This is a genomic window from Paenibacillus sp. GYB004 (assembly GCF_036577605.1).
GTDB classification, from domain to species: domain Bacteria; phylum Bacillota; class Bacilli; order Paenibacillales; family NBRC-103111; genus Paenibacillus_AB; species Paenibacillus_AB oceani.
In genome coordinates this window covers 18,723-39,113 of the sequence record NZ_JARBDB010000002.1, presented here as the reverse complement: position 1 = coordinate 39,113, position 20,391 = coordinate 18,723, and the positions used below count along the sequence as shown (strand labels likewise).

17 protein-coding genes are annotated in these 20,391 nt (G+C 56.1%); 14 read left to right on the top strand and 3 right to left on the bottom strand.

The features are described from left to right. Positions 1-94 precede the first annotated feature (94 nt). The 6 genes from PV433_RS00270 to glpX all read left to right on the top strand — a co-directional run bounded on the left by PV433_RS00270 (position 95) and on the right by glpX (position 5,685). Positions 95-958 (top strand): sugar phosphate isomerase/epimerase family protein, encoded by an 864-nt coding sequence (locus PV433_RS00270; RefSeq protein ID WP_332070230.1) that lies wholly within the window; start codon positions 95-97, stop codon positions 956-958. Continuing rightward, positions 955-1,965 carry a Gfo/Idh/MocA family protein gene (locus tag PV433_RS00265; RefSeq protein WP_332070229.1) on the top strand — a complete coding sequence of 337 codons (1,011 nt, stop codon included), beginning with the start codon at positions 955-957 and terminating at the stop codon, positions 1,963-1,965. Before PV433_RS00270 ends, PV433_RS00265 begins: the two co-directional genes overlap by 4 nt. A gap of 24 nt (positions 1,966-1,989) precedes the next feature. Further along, positions 1,990-2,700, top strand: coding sequence for a PIG-L deacetylase family protein (locus PV433_RS00260; RefSeq protein ID WP_332070228.1), 711 nt, complete (start codon positions 1,990-1,992; stop codon positions 2,698-2,700). Between the two features lie 37 nt (positions 2,701-2,737). Beyond that, complete coding sequence (locus tag PV433_RS00255; RefSeq protein ID WP_332070227.1) at positions 2,738-3,688, top strand: glucosamine-6-phosphate isomerase; 951 nt, start codon at positions 2,738-2,740, stop codon at positions 3,686-3,688. A gap of 147 nt (positions 3,689-3,835) precedes the next feature. Then, positions 3,836-4,585 carry a spore cortex-lytic enzyme gene (gene sleB, locus PV433_RS00250; RefSeq protein ID WP_442951457.1) on the top strand — a complete coding sequence of 250 codons (750 nt, stop codon included), beginning with the start codon at positions 3,836-3,838 and terminating at the stop codon, positions 4,583-4,585. Between the two features lie 119 nt (positions 4,586-4,704). After that, the gene (glpX, locus tag PV433_RS00245; RefSeq protein ID WP_190931085.1) at positions 4,705-5,685 is read left to right on the top strand and encodes a class II fructose-bisphosphatase; all 981 of its coding nucleotides are present in this window, start codon (positions 4,705-4,707) and stop codon (positions 5,683-5,685) included. Positions 5,686-5,796: 111 nt separating this feature from the next. On the opposite strand, the gene PV433_RS00240 is transcribed toward glpX, so the two are convergent. Genes PV433_RS00240 through PV433_RS00230 form a run of 3 tightly spaced genes read right to left on the bottom strand, consistent with a single transcriptional unit; the run spans position 5,797 to position 8,749 of the window. Then, complete coding sequence (locus PV433_RS00240) at positions 5,797-6,708, bottom strand: glycine betaine ABC transporter substrate-binding protein (protein ID WP_442951463.1); 912 nt, start codon at positions 6,706-6,708, stop codon at positions 5,797-5,799. 6 nt (positions 6,709-6,714) lie between these two features. Continuing rightward, positions 6,715-7,554: an ABC transporter permease gene (locus tag PV433_RS00235; RefSeq protein ID WP_190931084.1), complete on the bottom strand. Its 840-nt coding sequence runs from the start codon at positions 7,552-7,554 to the stop codon at positions 6,715-6,717. Beyond that, a complete protein-coding gene (locus tag PV433_RS00230; RefSeq protein ID WP_332070225.1) occupies positions 7,532-8,749 on the bottom strand; it encodes a quaternary amine ABC transporter ATP-binding protein in 1,218 nt (405 codons plus the stop codon). The genes PV433_RS00235 and PV433_RS00230 overlap by 23 nt, the downstream gene beginning before the upstream one ends. 275 nt (positions 8,750-9,024) lie before the next feature. On the opposite strand from PV433_RS00230, the gene PV433_RS00225 reads away from it, so the two are divergent. From PV433_RS00225 to pfkB, 8 genes are all read left to right on the top strand, one after another. Then, positions 9,025-9,585, top strand: coding sequence for a GbsR/MarR family transcriptional regulator (locus PV433_RS00225; protein ID WP_332070224.1), 561 nt, complete (start codon positions 9,025-9,027; stop codon positions 9,583-9,585). A gap of 809 nt (positions 9,586-10,394) precedes the next feature. Next, positions 10,395-11,369, top strand: a complete 975-nt coding sequence (locus tag PV433_RS00220) for a LacI family DNA-binding transcriptional regulator (protein WP_332070223.1) — start codon at positions 10,395-10,397, stop codon at positions 11,367-11,369. A 190-nt stretch (positions 11,370-11,559) separates the two neighbouring features. Next, on the top strand, positions 11,560-12,909 hold the full coding sequence (locus PV433_RS00215; protein WP_332070222.1) for an ABC transporter substrate-binding protein: 1,350 nt from the start codon (positions 11,560-11,562) through the stop codon (positions 12,907-12,909). A gap of 42 nt (positions 12,910-12,951) precedes the next feature. Next, positions 12,952-16,248 carry a carbohydrate binding domain-containing protein gene (locus PV433_RS00210; protein WP_332070221.1) on the top strand — a complete coding sequence of 1,099 codons (3,297 nt, stop codon included), beginning with the start codon at positions 12,952-12,954 and terminating at the stop codon, positions 16,246-16,248. A 244-nt stretch (positions 16,249-16,492) separates the two neighbouring features. After that, the gene (locus PV433_RS00205) at positions 16,493-17,266 is read left to right on the top strand and encodes a DeoR/GlpR family DNA-binding transcription regulator (RefSeq protein WP_332070220.1); all 774 of its coding nucleotides are present in this window, start codon (positions 16,493-16,495) and stop codon (positions 17,264-17,266) included. Between the two features lie 120 nt (positions 17,267-17,386). After that, a complete protein-coding gene (fba, locus tag PV433_RS00200; protein ID WP_332070219.1) occupies positions 17,387-18,253 on the top strand; it encodes a class II fructose-1,6-bisphosphate aldolase in 867 nt (288 codons plus the stop codon). A 32-nt stretch (positions 18,254-18,285) separates the two neighbouring features. Then, positions 18,286-19,077: a M55 family metallopeptidase gene (locus tag PV433_RS00195; protein WP_332070218.1), complete on the top strand. Its 792-nt coding sequence runs from the start codon at positions 18,286-18,288 to the stop codon at positions 19,075-19,077. Positions 19,078-19,107: 30 nt separating this feature from the next. After that, complete coding sequence (pfkB, locus tag PV433_RS00190) at positions 19,108-20,046, top strand: 1-phosphofructokinase (protein WP_332070217.1); 939 nt, start codon at positions 19,108-19,110, stop codon at positions 20,044-20,046. Positions 20,047-20,391 lie beyond the last annotated feature (345 nt).

Sequence of the window (20,391 nt, the reverse complement as noted above, 5' to 3'; positions counted from 1 at the left end):
GAAATGTTAAATAATTTGCTAGTTTCGGTAAAGATTTCGCTTGGCCGATTCTATAGGATGAAGGTATGCGGACTAAGCGAAAGGGGAGAGCCGGATGAAAAAAGGGATTAATGTATGGTCGTTTCCCGAAGGGATGGCGGCGTCCGATTGTATCCGCTTGGCCAGGAAAGCCGGTTATGACGGGATTGAGCTGGCACTGGCGGAGACGGGCGAGCTGAGTCTGGAGAGCAGTCCGGAGCAGATTCGCGAGCTGAAGCGGATTGCGGACGGAGAAGGAATCGAGCTTCCGAGCTTGGCCTGCGGACTTGGCTGGTCGTATGCGCTGACAAGCACGTCCAAGCCGAATCGCGACAAAGCGATCGATATCGTGAAGCGCCAGCTCGAAATCGCCGCGTTACTGAAAGCGGATACGATCCTCGTGGTGCCGGGTGCGGTAGGCGTCGACTTCATACCCGGAGCAGACGTGACCGAATACGACGTCGCTTACGAGAATGCGCTGGAGGCGCTGAACGGCTTGGCGGAGAGCGCGAAGGCGGCGAACGTTTCGATCGGCGTCGAGAACGTCTGGAACAAATTTTTGTTGTCCCCGCTCGAGATGCGGACGTTCCTCGATTCGATCGGATCGGAATGGGTGGGAGCGTACCTGGATATCGGAAACACGCTGTTGAACGGTTATCCCGAGCATTGGATCAAAATTTTAAACCGCCGGATCAAGAAGGTGCACTTCAAAGATTTCCGGCGCAACGGGGCCGGACTGTCCGCTTTCGTCGACCTGCTCGCCGGAGATGTCGATTACCCGGCCGTTACCGCCAAGCTGCGGGAGATCGGGTACAGCGATTACGTCATTGCCGAGATGATACCGCCGTACCGTCATTTTCCGGAGCAGATCGTATACAATACTTCGCTCTCGATGGATGCGATACTCGGGAGAACACAGGAAGGAGCCGGGCCTACATGATCAAGATCGGATTGATCGGCGCAGGGTTTATGGGATCGATGCATGCGTCCTGTTATGAGGCGCTGCTCGGACGAGGGGATTTTCAAGTAACGGCGGTTGCCGATGTGGAGGCGGACAAAGCGTCCCGGCTCGCCGCCAGGCTGGGAGCCAAAGCGTATTCCTCGGCAGACGAGCTTCTGCGCGATGCCGACGTGAATGCGATTGACATCTGCCTGCCTACTTACCTGCATGCCGATACGGCCGCTGCGGCGATGAACAAAGGGTACGCCGTCTTTATTGAAAAGCCGGTTTGCCTGAACGAGGAAGAAGCGCAGCGGCTGCTCGCGCTGCAAAAGGAAACCGGCGTACAAGCGATGGTCGGACACTGCATCCGGTTTTGGCCGGAATATATGGAGCTTCGGCGGTTGGCTCAGGAAAACGTCTATGGAAAGCTGCAATCCGGTGTGTTCAAACGAATCAGTCCGCGTCCCGGCTGGGCGTGGCAGGGTTGGCTGCATGAACCGGCTAAAAGCGGCTCCGCAGCGCTCGATCTTCACGTACACGACGTCGATTTCGTCCGGTCGCTGTTCGGGGAGCCGGAGCGGTTGAAGGCGGAGACGGTGACGAAGGACGGAGCGAACGGCCATATTTTCAGCCTGTACCGGTATGAGGATGCGGTCGTTTCCTTGGAAGGCGGCTGGAACTACCCCGAAACGTTCCCGTTCGAGATGTCGTTCCGGGTCCAATTCGAGAGAGCGGCGGTCGTCTTCAGCTCGTCCTCGAGCCCGGCGATGCGCATCTACGAACGGGAAGGAGCCGTCCTGGAGCCGGATCTGAGCGTAGCGGACGAAGCTGCCGCGACCAGCGAAGAGGGAGGCAACATCTCGAGTTTGGGCGGTTACTACAACGAGCTGGCCTATTTTCTCGATTGCCTGACCAGCGGCCGGAGCATCGAACAATCGACGCTGAAGGACGGCTGCGACTCGCTTCGTCTGACGCTGCGCGAAATTGCGGATGCCAAGTTATAATTTGATCTTGCGGGAGGAACCCCTATGAACGTGCTGGCGATTGCCTGCCATCCGGACGATCTGGAGATCGGATGTGGAGGTACGCTTGCCAAGTATGCGGCGCTCGGACATTCGGTGACGATGGTTCATGTCGCGAACGGCAACAAAGGTCACAAGATAATTCAACCGGATGAGCTGCGTCTGATCCGGGCGAAGGAAGCGCAAAACTCCGGGGCGCTGATCGGCGCCAAGGTGTTCAGTATGGATATAGCGGATCTGAATGTGAAGTGCGACGAGGACGCCCTGATCCGCAAGCTGGTTAACGTGATCCGTCAGACGGAACCGGATATCATCATTACGCATCCGCCCGAGGACTATATGAAGGATCATATGGAAGTTTCCAAAGCGGTGTTCGACGCCAGCTTCTGCGCGACGGTTCCGCATTACGAAGCGGACGTCCCTGTGCCGGCGAATGCGAAGGTCGCCCCGATTTATTATATGGACACGCTGGCGGGCGTCGGTTTTTTGCCGACGGAGTACGTCGATATTACCGATTATATCGACACGAAGCTGGCGATGAACGCGGCGCACGAAAGTCAGATCAAATGGCTGTATGAGCACGACGGGATCGATTTCCTCGATTTTGTCAGAACCGTCTCGAAGTTCCGGGGGCTGCAGTGCGGAGCCGGCTTCGCGGAAGGGTTCGTACCATGCAAAGCATGGCCGAGAATGACGACGGCGCGTCTGCTTCCTTAGACGGGCGGCTTCAATTAATGATGCGGAGGTGTGCTGGATGGACTTTATGTCTACGGTAAAAGGCTCGATGCTGGAAGGGTTTTATCCGGACGGCTGGAATATGGCGAAAATAGACGCGTGCTGCGATCATCCGGCGGAATCGATCGGCGAGCGGCAATCGTTCTGGCACCGGGATTTCAAACCGGTTCCGTGTGAGAACGTACATGATTTCGATATGATGATGGGACATGAAATCGCTCAAAATATACGCCGGACGAAAGAAGCCGGCAAAAAGCTGGCGATGATCCTGCCGGTCGGTCCTATGGGAATGTACAAATGGGCGGTCTATTTTCTGCAGGAGTGGAATGTGGACTGTGCTCACGTATACGGCTTCAACATGGATGAATGGAGCGACGCCGAAGGCAATACGCTGGAGCCGACGAATCCGGGAGCGTTTCAGTATGCGATGGAGCAGGCGTTCTACGGCCCGCTCGGAGCGCTTACGGTTCCGCCGGAGCAGCGCAACTTCGCGACCAAAGCGAACTTACCGACGTATGCGGACAAAATTGCCGCGCTGAAAGCGGAAGGCGCGGAGCTGATTACCGTGTTCGGCATCGGCCGGATGCTGCACATCGCCTTCTGGGAACCGCATTTTGCCGCGGAGTACGACAGTTCGGAAGCATGGAGCCGGGACTGCTACCGGATCGGCGCGAAGCTTCATCCGCTGACGATCGAGCAAAATGCGATCACCAGCTTCAAAAGCCGGACGACGCTGGTCCCATGCCGCGCGAACACGATCGGCCCGGGATTGTTCCTTCAGTCCGACCGGATCATCGGGGGATGCGACGGAGCGCTTGGCCGGGGGATGATGTGGCAGGGCATGTCGCTGTGGATTACGCTCCGGCACGGACCGGACCGCTGGCTGCCGTCGACTTATATGCCAACGCTGGCAGGCAAGCTGTTTTACTTGAAGGAGCTTGCGGGACCGCTTCAAGCGGAGTGCAACTAACGCCTCGGAAACGCTGGACGCGACCCGTTTTAACGCAGGAGTGACAGCCGGCTGAGACAGACCGGCGATCCGAATAGAAACTTGAAAACACCTTCATACTAACTTAAAGCTGTCGAAAACAGCCACAGTAGGATGGAGGTGTTTGTGTTGTCAAAAAAATGGAAAACGGTCGTGCTGGCGATCGCGATCGCAGCTGCCGCGCTGACGATGATCTGGATCGTACCCGACGATGCGGCGCAGTCTTTCAGCGATCAGACGATCCGGTACGGCTCTACGGGCTCTGACGTCTACGAGCTGCAGGGCCGGCTCGGCTATCTGGACTACTACCGGGGCCGGATTGACGGAGATTTCGGCTGGCAGACGGATCGGGCCGTGCGCGATTTTCAATACAAATTCGGGATGAAGGTCGACGGCGTCGTCGGGCCGAAGACGAAGCTGATGCTGTGGAAGGCGACGCAAAACTGGAGGCCGGGAGCGGCGGCAGGCGGAGGCGGAGCCGGAACGGGTGGCGGCGGTTCGGTCACAGTAAAACCGTCGGGCTTCTCCGAGGAGGACATCCGGCTGATGGCCCATGCCGTATACGGGGAGGCGCGCGGCGAGCCATACACCGGGCAAGTGGCGGTAGCGGCCGTAATCTTGAACCGGGTGAGAAGCCCTTCGTTTCCGAACTCGGTATCCGGCGTTATTTTCCAGCCTGGCGCATTCACGGCCGTTGCTGACGGGCAGATGTGGCTCACTCCGAACGAGACGGCATACAAGGCTGCACGGGATGCGATTAACGGCTGGGACCCGACCGGCGAAGCGCTGTATTATTTCAACCCGGTGACGGCTACGTCCAAATGGATTTGGAGCCGCCCGCAAATTAAACAAATCGGAAAACATATTTTCTGTAAATAAAAAACGGCTTGTTCACGGGTCAATAGTATGTCACAAATTGCGTCGATTGTCGGTATTGACATACTATTGATTATTAATGATACAATATTGGGGAGGAGTTCGTACAAGGGGGAAACGATGTGGAGAGAGAGTTAGCGCTAGAGGTCGTCCGGGTTACGGAAACGGCCGCGTTGTCGGCAGCCCAATGGATGGGCCGGGGGAAAAAAAATGAAGCGGACGCCGCAGCGACGACGGCTATGCGGATGATGTTCGATTCCGTCTCGATTCGCGGTACGGTCGTGATCGGGGAAGGCGAGATGGACGAGGCGCCGATGCTGTACATCGGCGAGCAGGTCGGGAACTTGCAAGGCCCGGAGGTGGATGTGGCGGTTGATCCGCTGGAAGGGACGAACATCGTTGCCCGGGGGCTCGACAATGCGATATCGGTGCTTGCTATCGCGAATAAGGGGCATCTTCTGCACGCTCCGGATATGTATATGGAGAAGCTGGCGGTCGGGCCGGCTTGTGCGGGCAAGGTGGATCTCAACGCTCCGCTGGAAGAAACAGTGCGATGCGTCGCCTCCCTACTCGGTAAAAACTTGAGCGAATTGACGGTTATGATGCTGGACCGCGAGCGTCACGAGCAGATCGTAAAAACGCTCCGCAAGGTGGGCGTGCGGATCAAGTTCATAACGGACGGAGACGTGGCGGGTGCGATCGCGCCGGCGATGCCGTCCAGCGGAATCGACCTGTTCGTTGGCTCCGGGGGAGCTCCCGAGGGCGTATTGGCCGCAGCCGCCTTGAAATGTTTGGGCGGCGAGCTGCAGGGCCGGCTGATGCCGGGCAATGCCGGGGAATATCAGCGCTGCGTCAGTATGGGCCTCCAGGACCCTTATAAAGTATTAACGATGGAAGATATGGTCGGCCGGGAGGACGTCATATTCGCGGCGACCGGAGTGACGTCAGGCAGCTTCCTGCAAGGCGTCAACTATTTGTCGGGCGAGCGGGCCGAGACGCATTCGCTCGTCATGAGAGCCAAAACGCGTACGATCCGCCATATTCATACGCAGCATTATTTGCCGAACAAACATATTGTGCAGATTGCCTCCGAGGGCAAATAAACCGCTGCTTGCGCAGCATATGGAAAAGCCTCCGCGTCGGAGCCGGGTTGCCGGCACGCGGAGGCTTTTGTCGTATAGGGAATGAGGGCTGTCGCCCGGGAAATCTGCGGATTAAGGCTTAAGCAGATCTTCGATCGAGTCGATATCCATGTAGCTTGGTACGACAAGTCCGGTTTTCGTTCCGTTCAAGTTCGGGCCGAGATCTTCGACTTTGTCTTTGTACTTGCTCAAATAATCCGCATGCGTCGTAGGCAGCCAAGCGGCAACCATCGCATCGGTATCGCCTCCGGCAATCCCCGCCCACATCGGTCCGGCCTCGACTTGCAGCGCCGTTACTTTATAGCCGAGCTTGCTTTCCAGTACGGCCTTCACGACATGGGTGCTGGCAATCTCCGAATCCCAGGCGACGTAGCCGAGCTTGAGCGATTTGCCGCTCGCCAGGGCAAGGCCTTCCGTCCAGCCGTTGACTTGGTCCGGATTCGCCTCGACCCATTCCTTAGCGGCTTCTTCCGGCTTTTTGCCGCCCTGGATCGCAGACATGACGACCGCCATATCCTCCGGCGTCCATTCGAATTTGTCAAGCACCGTGTGGGCGGACGGATGATCGGCTTTAAGTCCGAGCCGTGCGAATGTATGGATCTGCTCGTCGCCGCCAAAGACGTTTTTCGGATCTTTCAAATACTTCAGCTCGTGCTTGGCGAACATCCAGTGCGGCGTCCAGCCGGTTATGATGATCGGCTTCTTGTCTTTGATCGCTTTTTCGAGCGCGGCGGTCATAGCGGCCCCGGAACCTTCAACGAGCTTCCAGTCCTTCAACCCGTACGCGTCGATCGCTTGCGCCGTCGATTTCATGATGCCCGCCCCGGGATCGATCCCGATAATTTGCCGGTTCACTTGCTCGGCGATCGACTTGGTCGCTCCGGCATCGGCGGAGCCTTCCGAAGGTTTCGAGTTGGAGCAGCCTGCGGCGATCGCCGCAAGAGTGAGGACGGACAGAAAGAAACGTTTCGTTTTCAGTTTCATCATTGGTTAGGATCTCCTTTTTCGTTCAGATTTCATCAAACGTTGGGTGAAACGGTCCAGCATAATCGCTACGATCACCACGGCGAGTCCGGCTTCGAAGCCTTCGCCGATTTTGAGCTGTGTCACGGCCCGGTACACCGACGCCCCGACGCCTTGCGCGCCGATCATCGACGCGATGACGACCATCGAGAGTGACAGCATGATCGTCTGGTTGACACCCGCCATGACCGTAGGCCAGGCGAGAGGCAGTTCGACCTTCAGCAGCTTCTGGCCGGATGTGGAGCCGAAGGCGTCGGCCGCTTCGCTAAGCTCCGCGGGCACTTGCTTGATGCCCAGATGCGTCAGCCGGATCGTCGGCGGAATCGCGAAGATAACCGAAGCGATCACGCCGGGGACGACCCCCAGTCCGAAAAACATAACGGCCGGAATCAGATACACAAAGGCGGGCATCGTCTGCATAAAGTCGAGCACGGGCGTGACGACGCGGGATACGGTCTTGCTTCGCGAGCATAATATACCGAGCGGAATTCCGAATACGATCGATATGAATGCGGAAGAAATAACGAGAGCGAGCGTATCCATCGTCTCTGACCAGAAGCCGAGGTTGACGATCAGATAGAGACCGATCGCCGTAAAGGCGGTTAGCGGCCAGCGCCCCAGCTTGTAAGCGACCGCAGCCAGAATGACGATGAACAATAGCGGCGGCATGAGATGAAATAAATAAGAGAAGCCGTTGACCAGCCCTTCGATGACCGTCGCCATCAGTTCGAACACGCCGGACAGATGATCCATCAGCCAATCGACGAAAGCCTCGATCCACCGGTCAAGAGGTAACTTCGGTAACATTTGCGCTCGCCTCCGTCCTGGTGATCTGACCGGCCAGAGCGCCGAGCACGGCTCCGCGCACGATGACGCCGACAAGCCGGTTCGCATCGTTAACGACGGCTACGGGCAGTTTGGCGGCGCCGCATAGTTCGAACAGATCCGCCAGAAGCGTCTGCGGGCTTACCCGAGGCACGTCGGTAATGACGATATCGCCGAGCGATTTGTTCGTCCGCACCGCTTCGGATGCGTCTTCGGCCGAGATAACGCCGAGCAAAGTCCGCGAACGGTCGACGACGAACAAGTTGGATATCCCGATGTCCCTCATAAATTGCAGGGCGACACGCGGTCCGCGGTCCGGCCCGATCGTCTCGGGACGGCGCATCACATGTTCAGCGGTTAATACTTTGGACAAATCGACGTCTTCGACAAACCGCTCCACGTATTCGTTGGCCGGATGAATCATAATCTCTTCAGGGGTGCCTACCTGTACGACGGCTCCGTCCCGCATCAGTGCGATTTTGTCACCGATCCGCAGCGCTTCGTCCAGGTCGTGGGTAATGAAGATGATCGTTTTTTTCATCTTCAACTGCAGCTCCAGCAATTCGTCCTGCATGCTGCGGCGAATGAGCGGATCGAGCGCGCTGAACGCTTCGTCCATCAGCAGCACTTCCGGTTCATTCGCAAGCGCGCGGGCCAGACCGACCCGCTGCTGCATGCCGCCGCTCAGCTCGTCAGGCATCTTGTCGGCCCAATCCCCAAGGCCGACAAGATGCAGCGCACGCAATGCTTTTTCCTTGCGTTCTTTTTTGGGAACGCCCTGAACTTCCAGTCCGAACTCCGTATTGTTCAGCACGTTGCGGTGAGGCAGCAGCGCAAATTTCTGAAATACCATGCTGATCGTCTTGCGCCGCAGCTCCCGCAGCTCTTGCGGAGTCATCTGCATAATGTTTTTGTCCCGAACCCGAATCTCTCCGGACGAAGGCTCGATCAGCCGGTTCAGCATGCGGACGAGCGTCGATTTCCCGCTCCCGGACAATCCCATGATGACGAATATTTCTCCTTCTTCAATCTGCAGGCTGACTCGATTTACCCCCAGTACAAGTTGTTTTTCCTTGGCCAGCCGTTCTTTCGTCCAGCCTTCTTCCAGCAGCTTGACCGCCTGATGAGGGACGGCTCCGAACAGCTTGCTTACTTCGCGCAGCTCAATGAATGGCAATTGGCCCACCTCTTTTCTATATCGTTCCTGAAAAGCTACTCGTACATTGTAAACCTAAACCGATATAAATATCAACAGAAAAAACTTTATGTATAGAACGTACAGAAAAAACTGTACGAACTTAACGGATGTTAACTCCGGTATGCTCCATCTTTCACTAGCATCCGTTCCTTTACTTTCCCAAACGCTTTTCTTACAATAACAATAGAACTCGGGCAAGGATGCGGACGCCGCCATTACGTTCCTGGAGCCTGCAAGTGAGGAGGACGAAAGCCATGCACCCGTTCGAGGGAATATCCGAACAGCATACGCAGACGATCATGAAAGCCCGCAAACGCGTAATTGAAGCCATTGGCAAAAATATGGGCTTATACGGCGTTACGCTATCAGTCGGCCATCTATACGGCATGTTATTTTTCTCGGAGAAACCGATGACGCTGGACGAGATGGGCAAAGAGATGGAGATGAGCAAGACGAGCATGAGCACCGGAGTCCGGATGCTGCTCGACTTGAAGATGGTTCATAGAGTATGGGAGAAGGGCGCACGCAAAGATTTGTACGAGGCCGAGTCCGACTGGCACCAGACGTTCGCTGACTATTTCGCTATCGAGTGGCGGACTGCGGTGGAAGCGAACGTTCATGCGTTGAACCGGTCGGCAGGAGAACTGCGCCGTCTGCTCGAGGAGCACGGGGACGACGAAGCGCTTGCTTCGGCCGTTCCCAAAGATTTGGAGAAGATTGAATCTGCGCTGAGCTACTACGACTGGCTGAATCGGCTGATCGATACGCTGGAATCGGGCAAAATTTACGACCTGGTACCGAAAGAAAAGCCGTAGCATAGCGGACGAGGCGGCTGCTCCGGACAGCAGCGGGCAAGCAGGTGCCCGTTGCGGGCTTCGCCGGCCTGTTTTTTCATAGGCAGCCCGGCTTGGAAGGCAGAAGTCCTTTGAACAGGATCAGGGAGCAGCCGGAATCAGGTACATGTTAGACGGGGAGACGCTCGCAGCGATGCGGGCGTTTTTTTGTGCGCATATAACTGGAGCGTAAACGTAAAGCGGCAAAGTGAAAGATATTTACGAAGAAAAGCTACCACTTAGGCAGGTCACCCGATGCAGAAAAGGCTTGGATCAGAATCTATTTCTTCAAAAATAAGTTTAGTTCCTCACCGCGCTAAAGTGGGTGAAGGGCCCCTTACTTGTCGTCGAGTCAGCTAGTGTCGCAAGTTGCTTACTATGCTGTTCGGCCTTCTGTCCTGCTCCTAGCTGGGGGCGAATACGAGTGGTTTGCAGCCTTTATTTGGTCTGAAAACCCGCTTGGGCGCGAAATAAGAGCGGTTTGAAGCTGCTAATATCCGGGAAAAGGGCGCAAACCCTTCAGGTGGTGGAAATAAGGGGTAATATCAATATACCCTTTTACCGATGGTTTTCTAAATCCGGCGCTGTGTGAATCAGGGCGCTTCAATGGCTGGGCGAGTGACGTCTGCGGAGGCCGACACAATGGAATGAGGCGGCATCATGGTTTGCTGACGAAAAAAGTTAAACGTTAACGTTGTTTAAGTTGAAGAGTATAAACTTGAAATAATTATTGAAATTATACTTAACGTGTACTATACTGGCCTTACATTAACGAAAAAGGAAGAGGAACCGTGATCACGATCAAAGATATCGCCAAAGCTGCCGGCGTCACTTATGTAACCGTATCCAGAGCACTGAACGACGAACCGGGAGTCGGAGAGCAGACACGGCAAAAGATTAAAGCGATCGCAGAGAAGATGAACTACGTACCAAGCCTGGCGGCCAAAAAGCTCGTACAACGCCAGCCGAATACGATCGGTCTGATCTGGCCTCAGATCAAGGGGATGTTTTTTTATGATCTCAGCTTTGAGCTCCAGCAGGAGGCGTCCCGCCGCGGTTTGCAGGTCATTTTGTCGATGGCGAAGCCCGAGGAGGCATTGCGGACGTTTAATCATTACTTTGTCGATTATGTAATTTTTTGGCGGCAACTTTTTAACCCTACTCTCGAGTTTTTACAGGAGAAAGAAAAGTTTCGCGGTGAAATGCTGCTGATTGGCGGCTGGAAAACGGATAAAGCCCATAGCATAACGATTGACCGAGCAGGAGGATTCCGCGATGCGGTACATCATTTAGCGAGCCTTGGCCATAAGCGTATTGCTTTTGTCGGTATGCCCGACCTTGACAAGCATAACGGATACATGCAGGGGATGGCGGAGCTGAAGCTGGACTTTAGCCCTGAACATGTGGTGGTCTCAAACGATCCGACATTCGAGCAAAAGCTGTGCGATATGATGTGCAGTGCGGACAAACCGACCGCCATGATCGTCGATTGCCACGGGATTTTACATGAAATAACCGGGAAACTTAAAAAATTGAACGTGCGGATTCCAGAAGATTTGTCCATGGTTGTGTACGACGATACCCAGCTGCAATTTTTCGATATCCCGCTGACGACGGTCGGTCCTTCGATCCCGGAGCTTGCGACAAGATCGTTTGATATTTTGACCGGTGCGGCAAATCGGGAAGACGGCCCGCGGTGGATAGAAGAAGAGATCAAGTCGAAGCTTACTCCGAGAAGCTCTACAATTCCATATTCGGGCCAATAAGGTCCTATATTTTACGTTTATAGTAATCGGTTACTATAGAAAATGCAGCTTATTGATGAGAGGGGGGGTGTCTGGGCGGATCGCCGGGCACAATACGATTCCTATCCGAACGAACCGCTTAAACTTTGGCTGCTGAATGCATTAGGGGAACAAAAGGTCACGAACAACAACAAGGAGGGTGTATGATCCAATGAAAAAAAGAATGCAAAAGGTACTGATTTTTACGATGACAGCCGCGCTGCTCGGAGCCTGCTCCGGAGCGGGAAGCGGGGGTGACGGGAACAAAGCGAAAGAGGGCCAAGGGACGGAGAAGCCGGTGAAGGATATAACAAATGAACCGGCAGAAATCGTATTTTATTCCAATAACGGCGATCCGACGGAAAGCTTCGATTACCGGTTCGGCGATTCCCTTCGCAAGAAGTTTCCGAACTATACGATCAAGTACATTATGAGGGGTCAAGGAACGAATTTGCCGGAATTGCTTGCGGCCGGCACGCGATTTGATATCTTCTTTACAACAATCGGCAATTTTGAAAATTTTGCGTTCGACAGCGCCATCGAATACGATATGACCGGGCTGATCGCAAGTAGCAAAGTCGATTTGAACCGGTTTGAGCCGACCATCATCGATGCGATCAAGCAAACTTCAGGTGGCAAGATGTACGCTTTGCCTGTGTTTAATACGAATCTTGTTTTATACTACAACAAGACGTTGTTTGATAAATTCGGCATCGCTTATCCGAAAAATGGCATGACTTGGGAGCAGGTAACCGAGCTGTCCAAAAGATTAAGCCGAAGCGAAGGCGGCACGCAGTATTACGGCTTTACCCAATCGCCGTTGCATTCCGTGAGGATGAGACAGCTGCCTATTCCTTTAGCAGATTTGAAAACGGATACACCGACTATCAACACCGACGACAGGTGGAAAACGTATTTCCAAACCGTATTTATAAATCCTACTAGTGAGCCAACTGTACAAGATACGCTGCTCAAAGAAAACAAAGTGCCTAGCGCCGCCGAATTCGCCAAAACGAAAAACGTCGCGATGTTCAACTATATATCGAGTCTCATGACCGTTTGGGAAAAAGAATTCAAGGAATTGGACTGGGACATGGTGTCCATGCCGACTTTCAAAGAGCTGCCGGGCGTAGGCTCGCAATCGTATCCGGCTTATTTCGGCATAACGAAGATGGCGCAAAACAAAGAAGCGGCGATGGAAGTGCTGAAATATATGACGTCGGACGAATTCCAGACGGAGCTTGCCCGAAAAGGGATTATGCCTGTGCTGAAAAACGAAACGATCCAGAAGGAGATGGGCAAAGAGTCGCCGTTCAAGGACAAAAACTGGAGCGCCGTCTTCTATAACAAATTCGCGCCGATTCCTCCGCTCGTTCCTTACGAAGCGCAGCTTGCGGGCGTTTACCAGTCTTACGGGACGAAGGCTCAGATCGGGACGCTGGATTTGAACACCGCGATGAGGCAAGCGGAAGAGGATGCGAAAAAGCAAATTGCCGAATTCAAGCAAAAGCAGGTCAAGTGAAGCTTGTAACCTCAGGATGACCGGAGTGGGGAGGCGGAGGACATGGTATTGCGACGAAAAGGATGGGCTTGTCTGGTGATCGTATGTATGCTCGTACAGCTGCTGCCCGCTGTATGGGGGCCGGCCGCAAACGCGGAAACGGCGGAGTGGGGTCCGAATTTGCTGCAAAATCCGGGATTCGAGCAAGCGGTGTCAGGAGTACCCGATCATTGGGAAGCGATGGGTGGCTGGAGCAATCCGGAACTCCTCCTCTCTCCGGCTTCCGCGCGCAGCGGCGGCAACGGGATTCAGGTGCAAACCGCGAATGCCACCAATCCTTGGGTCGCGCAGAAAGTATATCTGGATGCGGGCAGCACGTATGAATTTTCCAGCTGGTTCAAATCGGCGGCCGTTCAGGGGAAAGGCGTCGTGATGAAGGCGGAGTTTTACAGTACCGACACGCGAAGCAGCGAGGGCTGGATCTCCGGTCCGTTCGGGCCGTACATCCGTGCCGTTACGGGGGATTGGCAGCATTACTCGTTCCGGCTGAAAGCTCCGGAAGGGACCAAGGTGGCGTACGTGTATGTGCGGCTGTGGGGGACCGGCAGCGTATCGTTCGACGATGCCGCCGTACGGCTGGTGAACTTGACGATGACGACCGATCAGCTGTTTTACTACACCGATGCGGAGCAGGGGCACGTGCGGATGGAGACTCGCTTCCCGGACGACGACTATACCGGTAAGACGGTGGATGTCACGATTACGGACAGCGCCGACGGAACAGTCGCCGCTTCGGTGTACGGACTGCCGGCACAGCCGGAGATGAGCTATTCTTTTGATCCGAGGGGGCTGGATCTCCAGAAGCGTTATCAGGTCAAAGCGGTATTGCGCGCAGCCGATCAATCGGTCATCGCCGAGGAAGCTTCGCTGATCTCCAGGTGGGCCAGACCGCAAGCGCTCCCGCCCGGAGGAACCGTGCAGGTAGACGGGGAGCCGTATTTCCCGGTTATCGCCTATCACCCGAACGTGGACGATTACCCGGATTTGGCGGAGATCGGGGTGAATACGATCCAGCTTCCGAACGTCAAGACGAAAGCCGAGATTCACTACGCGATGGACCAGGCGGCGATTCATGGGCTGAAAGTGATGTTTCCGCTGTATTACTTTATGAGCATATCGAGGGATGAAGAGGCTATCCGCCAGTATACGGCTGAATTTAAAGACCATCCGGCGCTCCTTGCCTGGATGATCATCGACGAGCCGAGCGGCAATGGAGTGCCGGTCGAGAAGGTGGCTGCCGCCTATGAGATCGTAAGGTCGGTCGATCCCGTCCATCCTGTCTATATGGTGGAGGGAAGCCGTGACGAATATGCCAGCTATGGCCGGGCTCCCGATATTTTCACCGTTGATGTCTACCCGCTTCCAAGCCGTCCGATTGCGAGTGTCGGAGATGGAGTGCGGGAGGCGATCGAGGCGGCTCCGGGCGGCCGTCCGGTCTGGTCGATTTTGCAAACGTTTGCTTATCCGAACACGGCCTGGTCGTATCTCCCCACGATTACCGAAGTCCGCAATATGGCGTACCAGTCCGTGCTTGCCGGAGCCGGAGGAATCGGTTATTACGCAGTCAACGATTCAAACTGGCGCTTGATCGGTTCGCCGCTGTGGCCGGGGCTGAAGGCGTTCAACAACGAGCTTCCCTTGCTTCGTGAGCTTGCGATGACGGAGCCGGTCAGCCGTTACCGCGGAGACGGCACGGAGTGGGCGGTCTGGGAGACGGCGGAAGGGGAAACCTACGCAGTCGCGTTGAACGAAACGACGGCGGAACGGAACGTATCGGTCACGCTGCCGTTTACCGGCTATCAGGCCGAACTGCTGTATGGTGGAGCCCCGTCTTCGTATTCTGACGGAACCGCGCAGCTGGACGTAACTTTGGGCGCTTACGAGACGAAAGTATACAGGCTGACTTCGTTCCATTCGCTGGCGCAAGCTGCGGAAGAGCTTCGGGCAGCGGGTGTCGGACTATCCGACCATCCCTATTGGAAAGTCATGTTCCTTCTGATCGGCGGGAAACTGAACAGCATGATCGCGGAGCTGTCCGGGTCCAGCCCGAGTGTGGACGACGCGGTGCGTTCCGGCAGGGAGGCGCTGCTCCAGCTGCGTTTACTTGAGTCTTGGGTGAGCGTGCACAAGGAGTCCTTGCTGCGGGGAGGCAAGGCCGAGATGCTGGCGCATCTTAGCGGGCTGGCCGACCGGATCGGGGAGATTACCGCTTCGCCGGTTCGCATCGGTCTTCAGATCAGTCCGCAGCCTGCCGTCGGCGGCGACCATGCGTCTTGGAGCGTGACGGTTCATAATACGTCGGACCGGGTAATGCGCGATGCGGCGGTTACGGTCCGTTATCCCGAGGCGCTCCAGCTGGCGCCGGCGGTGCTGCACATCGGGACGCTTGCGGCCGGTTCCGCGGTGACCGAACAGCGTTCGTTTCCGGTTCCGTCCGGTCTCTCCGACGCAGGCCATGCGCTAACGGCGGAAATCAGCTTCCGCGACCGGCTCGTATCGCTAACGAACGAAGCGGCCCAATCGTTCGCCGTCATCGCTCCGCTGGAAGCGGAACTCGTGCCGGCCTCGATCGCGATGAACCGGCAGGCAGCGGTTCCGTTCGAGATCAAGCTGACCAATCGGTCTCAGCAGCAGTCGTATACGATTGAGCTTGACGCTTCGGCATCTCCTGCATTCAGCGTCAGCTTGCCGGACACGGCTACGGTAGCGGCTGGCGGCAGCGCCACGGTAACGGGTTCCGTCTACTTGCAGGACGGCTCGGCACCTGACGGGACTTACGCCGTAATGGTCGCCGCGCAGACGGCAGGTGTAGATCTCGATCCGCTCCGGCTGGATATCGCGCTGCAGCGGAATCTCGTTCTAAACCCCGGCTTCGAAGCCGGTACGGCAAGCGGCCTGGCGCCGGCGTCGTGGAATCTGGGAGCGGGCGCCTGGGATACGGGCGGCGCGTTAGAAGGCCAGCGCTCGGTACGGCTGATCCCGGATAGCGTGAACGCGAACAATTCGATCATTTCGACCAAAATCGAGACGGCGGAAGGAAAAAGCTACACGTTGTCCGGCTGGACCCGCAATGCGTCGACAACGGGCCAAGTGTCGTTGGGCGTCCGGTTCGTTAATAGGTCGAACAGCACGATCTCGTACTTGTGGACATCAGCGCCGGCCGGCACCGATTGGGTGAAGGTGGAGAACACGTTCACGCCGCCGGCCGGAACGAAAAGCATGCACATTTATTTCATGATGAATCGCGCCGCTAACGGGGAAGCAAGTCTCGACAGCGTCGTGCTGACGGAGCAACCGTGATTGGCTGCACGCTTCCCGTAAAATGATCCAGCAATTCGCACAGTCCCTTCTTGTGCCCGGTTATCGTACCGGGCCGGGAAGGGATTTTGTTTTGTAAAATTTAACGCTGAATTATCGTCATCCGCACAGGTTGGCAAATGGAAGGCCGTGCTGTAAACTGGAAATAGAAAACGATCACAAACGAAAACAACAGTAACGAAAAAATCGGCTTTTTGTCCGACCGATTTAGGAGGAACTATTCGATATGTTTGCAGAGGAAAGGTACCTGCGAATTATGGAAGTCGTGAACAGGGCCGGCAAGGCGACGGTAGCGGAGCTTAGCGATGCATTGGGGGTGTCGCCGGTTACCGTAAGACGCGATCTGGAGAAGCTGGAGGAGAAGGAGCTTTTGATCCGCACGCACGGCGGGGCGATGGCGCTTCATTCGCGGATCAGCGAGGTGGCGAGGGAGAAGTCGTTCTCGGAGAAGGAGGAGGCGCTGGCCGACGAGAAAGAGAGAATCGCCGAGGCGGCGGCCAAGCTGGTGAACGACGAGGACGCGGTGCTGCTTACCGCAGGGACGACCAACATGATGCTCGCCAAAAAGCTCGCCGGCAAAAAAGGGCTGAAAATCGTCACGAACGCCGCCAACATCGCGGTGCAGATCGGAAGCTACTCCGATTTCGAGGTGATTCTGATCGGGGGCAAGCTGCGGCGCAAATCGTACGCCCTCGTAGGTCCGCTCGCCGAGAACACGCTGGCGAATATCCGCGTCGACAAGCTGTTTCTCGGCGTAGACGGATTCGACCTGAATGAAGGGCTGACGACGCCGAATTTATCCGAAGCGAGCATGGACCGGAGCATGATCTCGATCGCCAAGGAAGTGATCGTCGTAGCCGACCACAGCAAGTTCGGGCGGGTGTTTTTCTCCCATGTGGCGCCGCTGTCGTTCGTCCATACGGTCGTGACCGACCGGAAGCTGGACAAGCCGACATGCGATCAGATCCGCGATCTCGGCATCCAGCTGATCGTGACGTAACCGCCTGCAGCTAACGGCCAAAAAAACGTTTGTCACGTTTTAAAGGATCGGCTACAATGAGAAAAGAAGCAAAACGAAACAAAACACTCAAAAAAGTAAGACTACCGGGAGGAACCATTCATGCCATTAGTATCATCGACACCGTTGCTCCAAGCCGCTCGCGCCGGCGGATATTGTATCGGAGCCTTTAACGTGCACACGCTGGAAATGCTGCAAGCCGTCGTGGAAGCGGCCGTCGAGACGGAATCTCCGCTGATTATCCAGTCGACCGTAGGCACCGTCAAACATCTGGGACCGGAATATATTGCTGCGGCCGCTACTGTCGCATCCAATATGAACCGGATTCCGATCGCGCTTCATCTCGACCACTGCACGGAATTCGATCTGATCGTCCGCTGCATCCGCGCCGGTTATACGTCGGTTATGATCGATGCGTCGCACTCGCCGTTCGATGAGAACGTCGCCCAGACGTTACGTGTCGTGGAAGTGGCAAGACCGGCCGGCGTGAACGTCGAAGCTGAGCTTGGTAAAGTGGGCGGTGTCGAGGACGATATCGTCGTCGCCGACAACGAAGCGCTGATGGCTGATCCGGATGAATGCGCCAAATTCGTCGAACTGACCGGCGTTCCAACGCTTGCACCGGCGATCGGAACCGCGCACGGCATCTACAAGGGCGAGCCCAAGATCGATTTCGAGCGGATTAAGCGGATCGCAGACCAAGTGGATGTTCCGCTCGTTCTTCACGGCGGCTCGGGCATTCCGGAGGAGCAGGTCCGCCGGTGCGTCGCGCTCGGCATGGCCAAGATGAACGTCGCCACCGAGCTGCGCATCGTATTCTCCGACGCGATCAAAGCGGTTTTCGCGCAAAATCCGGAGGAGAACGATCCGCGCAAATATATGGTGCCGGCCAAAAAAGCGCTTAAGGAAGCGGCGATTGAAAAAATGCGGTTGTGCGGCAGTTTCGGCAAGGCTAAAGATTTCCGTTAATCCTTACCCGAACTTAAAAAGGGGCGATTACGATGAAGGTCTATATCCTAACCGATATGGAAGGAATCAGCATGGCGTACTACTGGGAGCAGGTGAAGGGCGGCGAGCCCTTTTACCCCCGGTACCGGCAGATCCTGACGATGGAGACGAATGCGGCGGTCCAGGGCGCGTTCGCCGCCGGCGCAACCGAAGTTGTAGTGAACGACGGCCATGGCGCAGGCGGACCGGAGTACAACCTGATCTGGGAAGAGCTGGACGAGCGGGCTTTCATCGAGAAGCCGGATTCCTCCGCCAACATTCTTCCCTCGCTCGACGAATCCTTTGACGCTCTGCTGCTGGTGGGCTACCACGCGATGGCGGGCACCCCGTACTCCGTCATGCCACATACGCAGAACAGCAAAGCCTGGAAGTCGTTCCGGCTGAACGGCACCGAATGCGGGGAGATCGCCCAGATGGCGCTGATCGCCGGGGAATACGGCGTACCGGTCGCTTACGTAAGCGGAGACAAGGCGGCGGTTGCGGAAGCGAGAACGTTTTTCGGCGATGATCTTCCGGCTACGGTTGTGAAGGAAGCTTTTGCGAGCGGAAGGATCAAGAGCCTTAACCCGAGAGAAGCGGCAAGGCGCATCCGCAGCGAAGTTGAGCAAGCGCTGAAGCTGCCGAAGCGGAAGCCGTATTATTTCCCGGGTCCGTACCGGATGGAGATCGAATTCAATACGAAGGAACAGGCCGACACGCTGAAGGACAACATCCGGGCCGCCAGGCTAAACGATACGACCGTCGCTTATTCGGCGGATCGCGCGTCGCATATCCTTCATCTGTAAGTCCCACTATAACGGAAAAGGAAGCAACCCATGGCCCTTATAACGACCGTGACGCTTAATGCGGCAATCGACAAAACGTATTATATGGAGAAGTTTCCGCTCGGCAAAGTATCGCGGGTGTCTACGATGATCAGCGTGCCCGGCGGCAAAGGTATTAATGTCGCCCGAGTGGCGCATCAGCTCGGCGGGGAGGTGCTGGCGAGCGGATTCGTCGGCGGCAGCAACGGCGCCTATATCGTGAAGGAACTGGACAAATCGGGGATCTCCAGCGATTTTGTAGAAGTCGAAGGAGAGTCGCGGCTTTGTCTGAACATGATCGATCAGTCGGAATCGACCTCGACGGAGCTGCTTGAGCCGGGACCGCTCATTACCGAGGAGCAGATCGCCGAGATGAAGGCGAAGATCGGCCTCCTTGCGGCCAAGTCCGCGATCGTCGCTTTTTCCGGCAGTCTGCCGAAGGGAGCTCCGGCATCGCTGTATGCCGAGCTGATCGGTATCGCCAAGGCGGCGGGAGCGCAAGCCTTCCTCGATACGAGCGGCGATGCGCTGCTGGAAGGGGTACGGGCCCAGCCGTATTTCATCAAGCCGAACGAGGACGAGGTGGAGAAGCTGATCGGCCGCAGGCTGGAGCAGGAATCCGACGTGTACGGCGCCATCCGTCAACTGATGGAGCAAGGCATCGGCTGCGTCGTTGTGAGCCTCGGGGCCGGCGGCTCCGTTGCCGGTTACGGCGGACGGCTGTACCGGGTGCGGGCGCCGCGGATCGAAGCGGTGAATCCGGTCGGAAGCGGCGATTCGTTCGTCGCCGGCATGGCGGTAGCGACCGCAGCGGGGCGGACGTTCGATCAGGCGATCCGGCTGGCAACCGCTTGCGGCACCGCCAATGCGCTGAACGTGCAAGCCGGGGATGTCCGTCAAGACGACGTCGAGCGGCTGCTCGAGCAGGTGCAGGTTGATTTGATACCCTAACGCCAAACAGGCCGGTCCGTGTGACCGGCTTCTTGTTGTACAGGGGTGTTCTGCAGGGAAGGGACGTCGACTTTCCGTTATTCGCGTATTATGTCTTTTGCTTGCGGGAAAAGCATGTTAATATTAAATATAGTGCTATAAGAGGTTGTTCAAAAAGTCCACTTTTGATCACGAAGCGGATCTGGAAGCGTATTCGACATCGAATATGGAATTCAGCAGGAACTTCCGGTGCTCACGTAGTTTCCACTACGCTCCGCTCCTCATTTCCTAGCTTCATCCCATCTTCTCGGTGCTGAAAACCGGACATTTTGAACTCGCACTATAACGTGTTAACGTATGGAAACA

Coding starts and splice junctions, on each gene's coding strand:
- PV433_RS00260 (WP_332070228.1), top strand. CDS start 1,990: ATGAACGTGCTGGCGATTGCCTGCCATCCGGACGATCTGGAGATCGGA.
- PV433_RS00255 (WP_332070227.1), top strand. CDS start 2,738: ATGGACTTTATGTCTACGGTAAAAGGCTCGATGCTGGAAGGGTTTTAT.
- PV433_RS00240 (WP_442951463.1), bottom strand. CDS start 6,708: ATGAAACTGAAAACGAAACGTTTCTTTCTGTCCGTCCTCACTCTTGCG.
- PV433_RS00270 (WP_332070230.1), top strand. CDS start 95: ATGAAAAAAGGGATTAATGTATGGTCGTTTCCCGAAGGGATGGCGGCG.
- PV433_RS00195 (WP_332070218.1), top strand. CDS start 18,286: ATGAAGGTCTATATCCTAACCGATATGGAAGGAATCAGCATGGCGTAC.
- PV433_RS00225 (WP_332070224.1), top strand. CDS start 9,025: ATGCACCCGTTCGAGGGAATATCCGAACAGCATACGCAGACGATCATG.
- PV433_RS00210 (WP_332070221.1), top strand. CDS start 12,952: ATGGTATTGCGACGAAAAGGATGGGCTTGTCTGGTGATCGTATGTATG.
- pfkB (WP_332070217.1), top strand. CDS start 19,108: ATGGCCCTTATAACGACCGTGACGCTTAATGCGGCAATCGACAAAACG.
- PV433_RS00215 (WP_332070222.1), top strand. CDS start 11,560: ATGAAAAAAAGAATGCAAAAGGTACTGATTTTTACGATGACAGCCGCG.
- PV433_RS00205 (WP_332070220.1), top strand. CDS start 16,493: ATGTTTGCAGAGGAAAGGTACCTGCGAATTATGGAAGTCGTGAACAGG.
- fba (WP_332070219.1), top strand. CDS start 17,387: ATGCCATTAGTATCATCGACACCGTTGCTCCAAGCCGCTCGCGCCGGC.
- PV433_RS00235 (WP_190931084.1), bottom strand. CDS start 7,554: ATGTTACCGAAGTTACCTCTTGACCGGTGGATCGAGGCTTTCGTCGAT.
- PV433_RS00265 (WP_332070229.1), top strand. CDS start 955: ATGATCAAGATCGGATTGATCGGCGCAGGGTTTATGGGATCGATGCAT.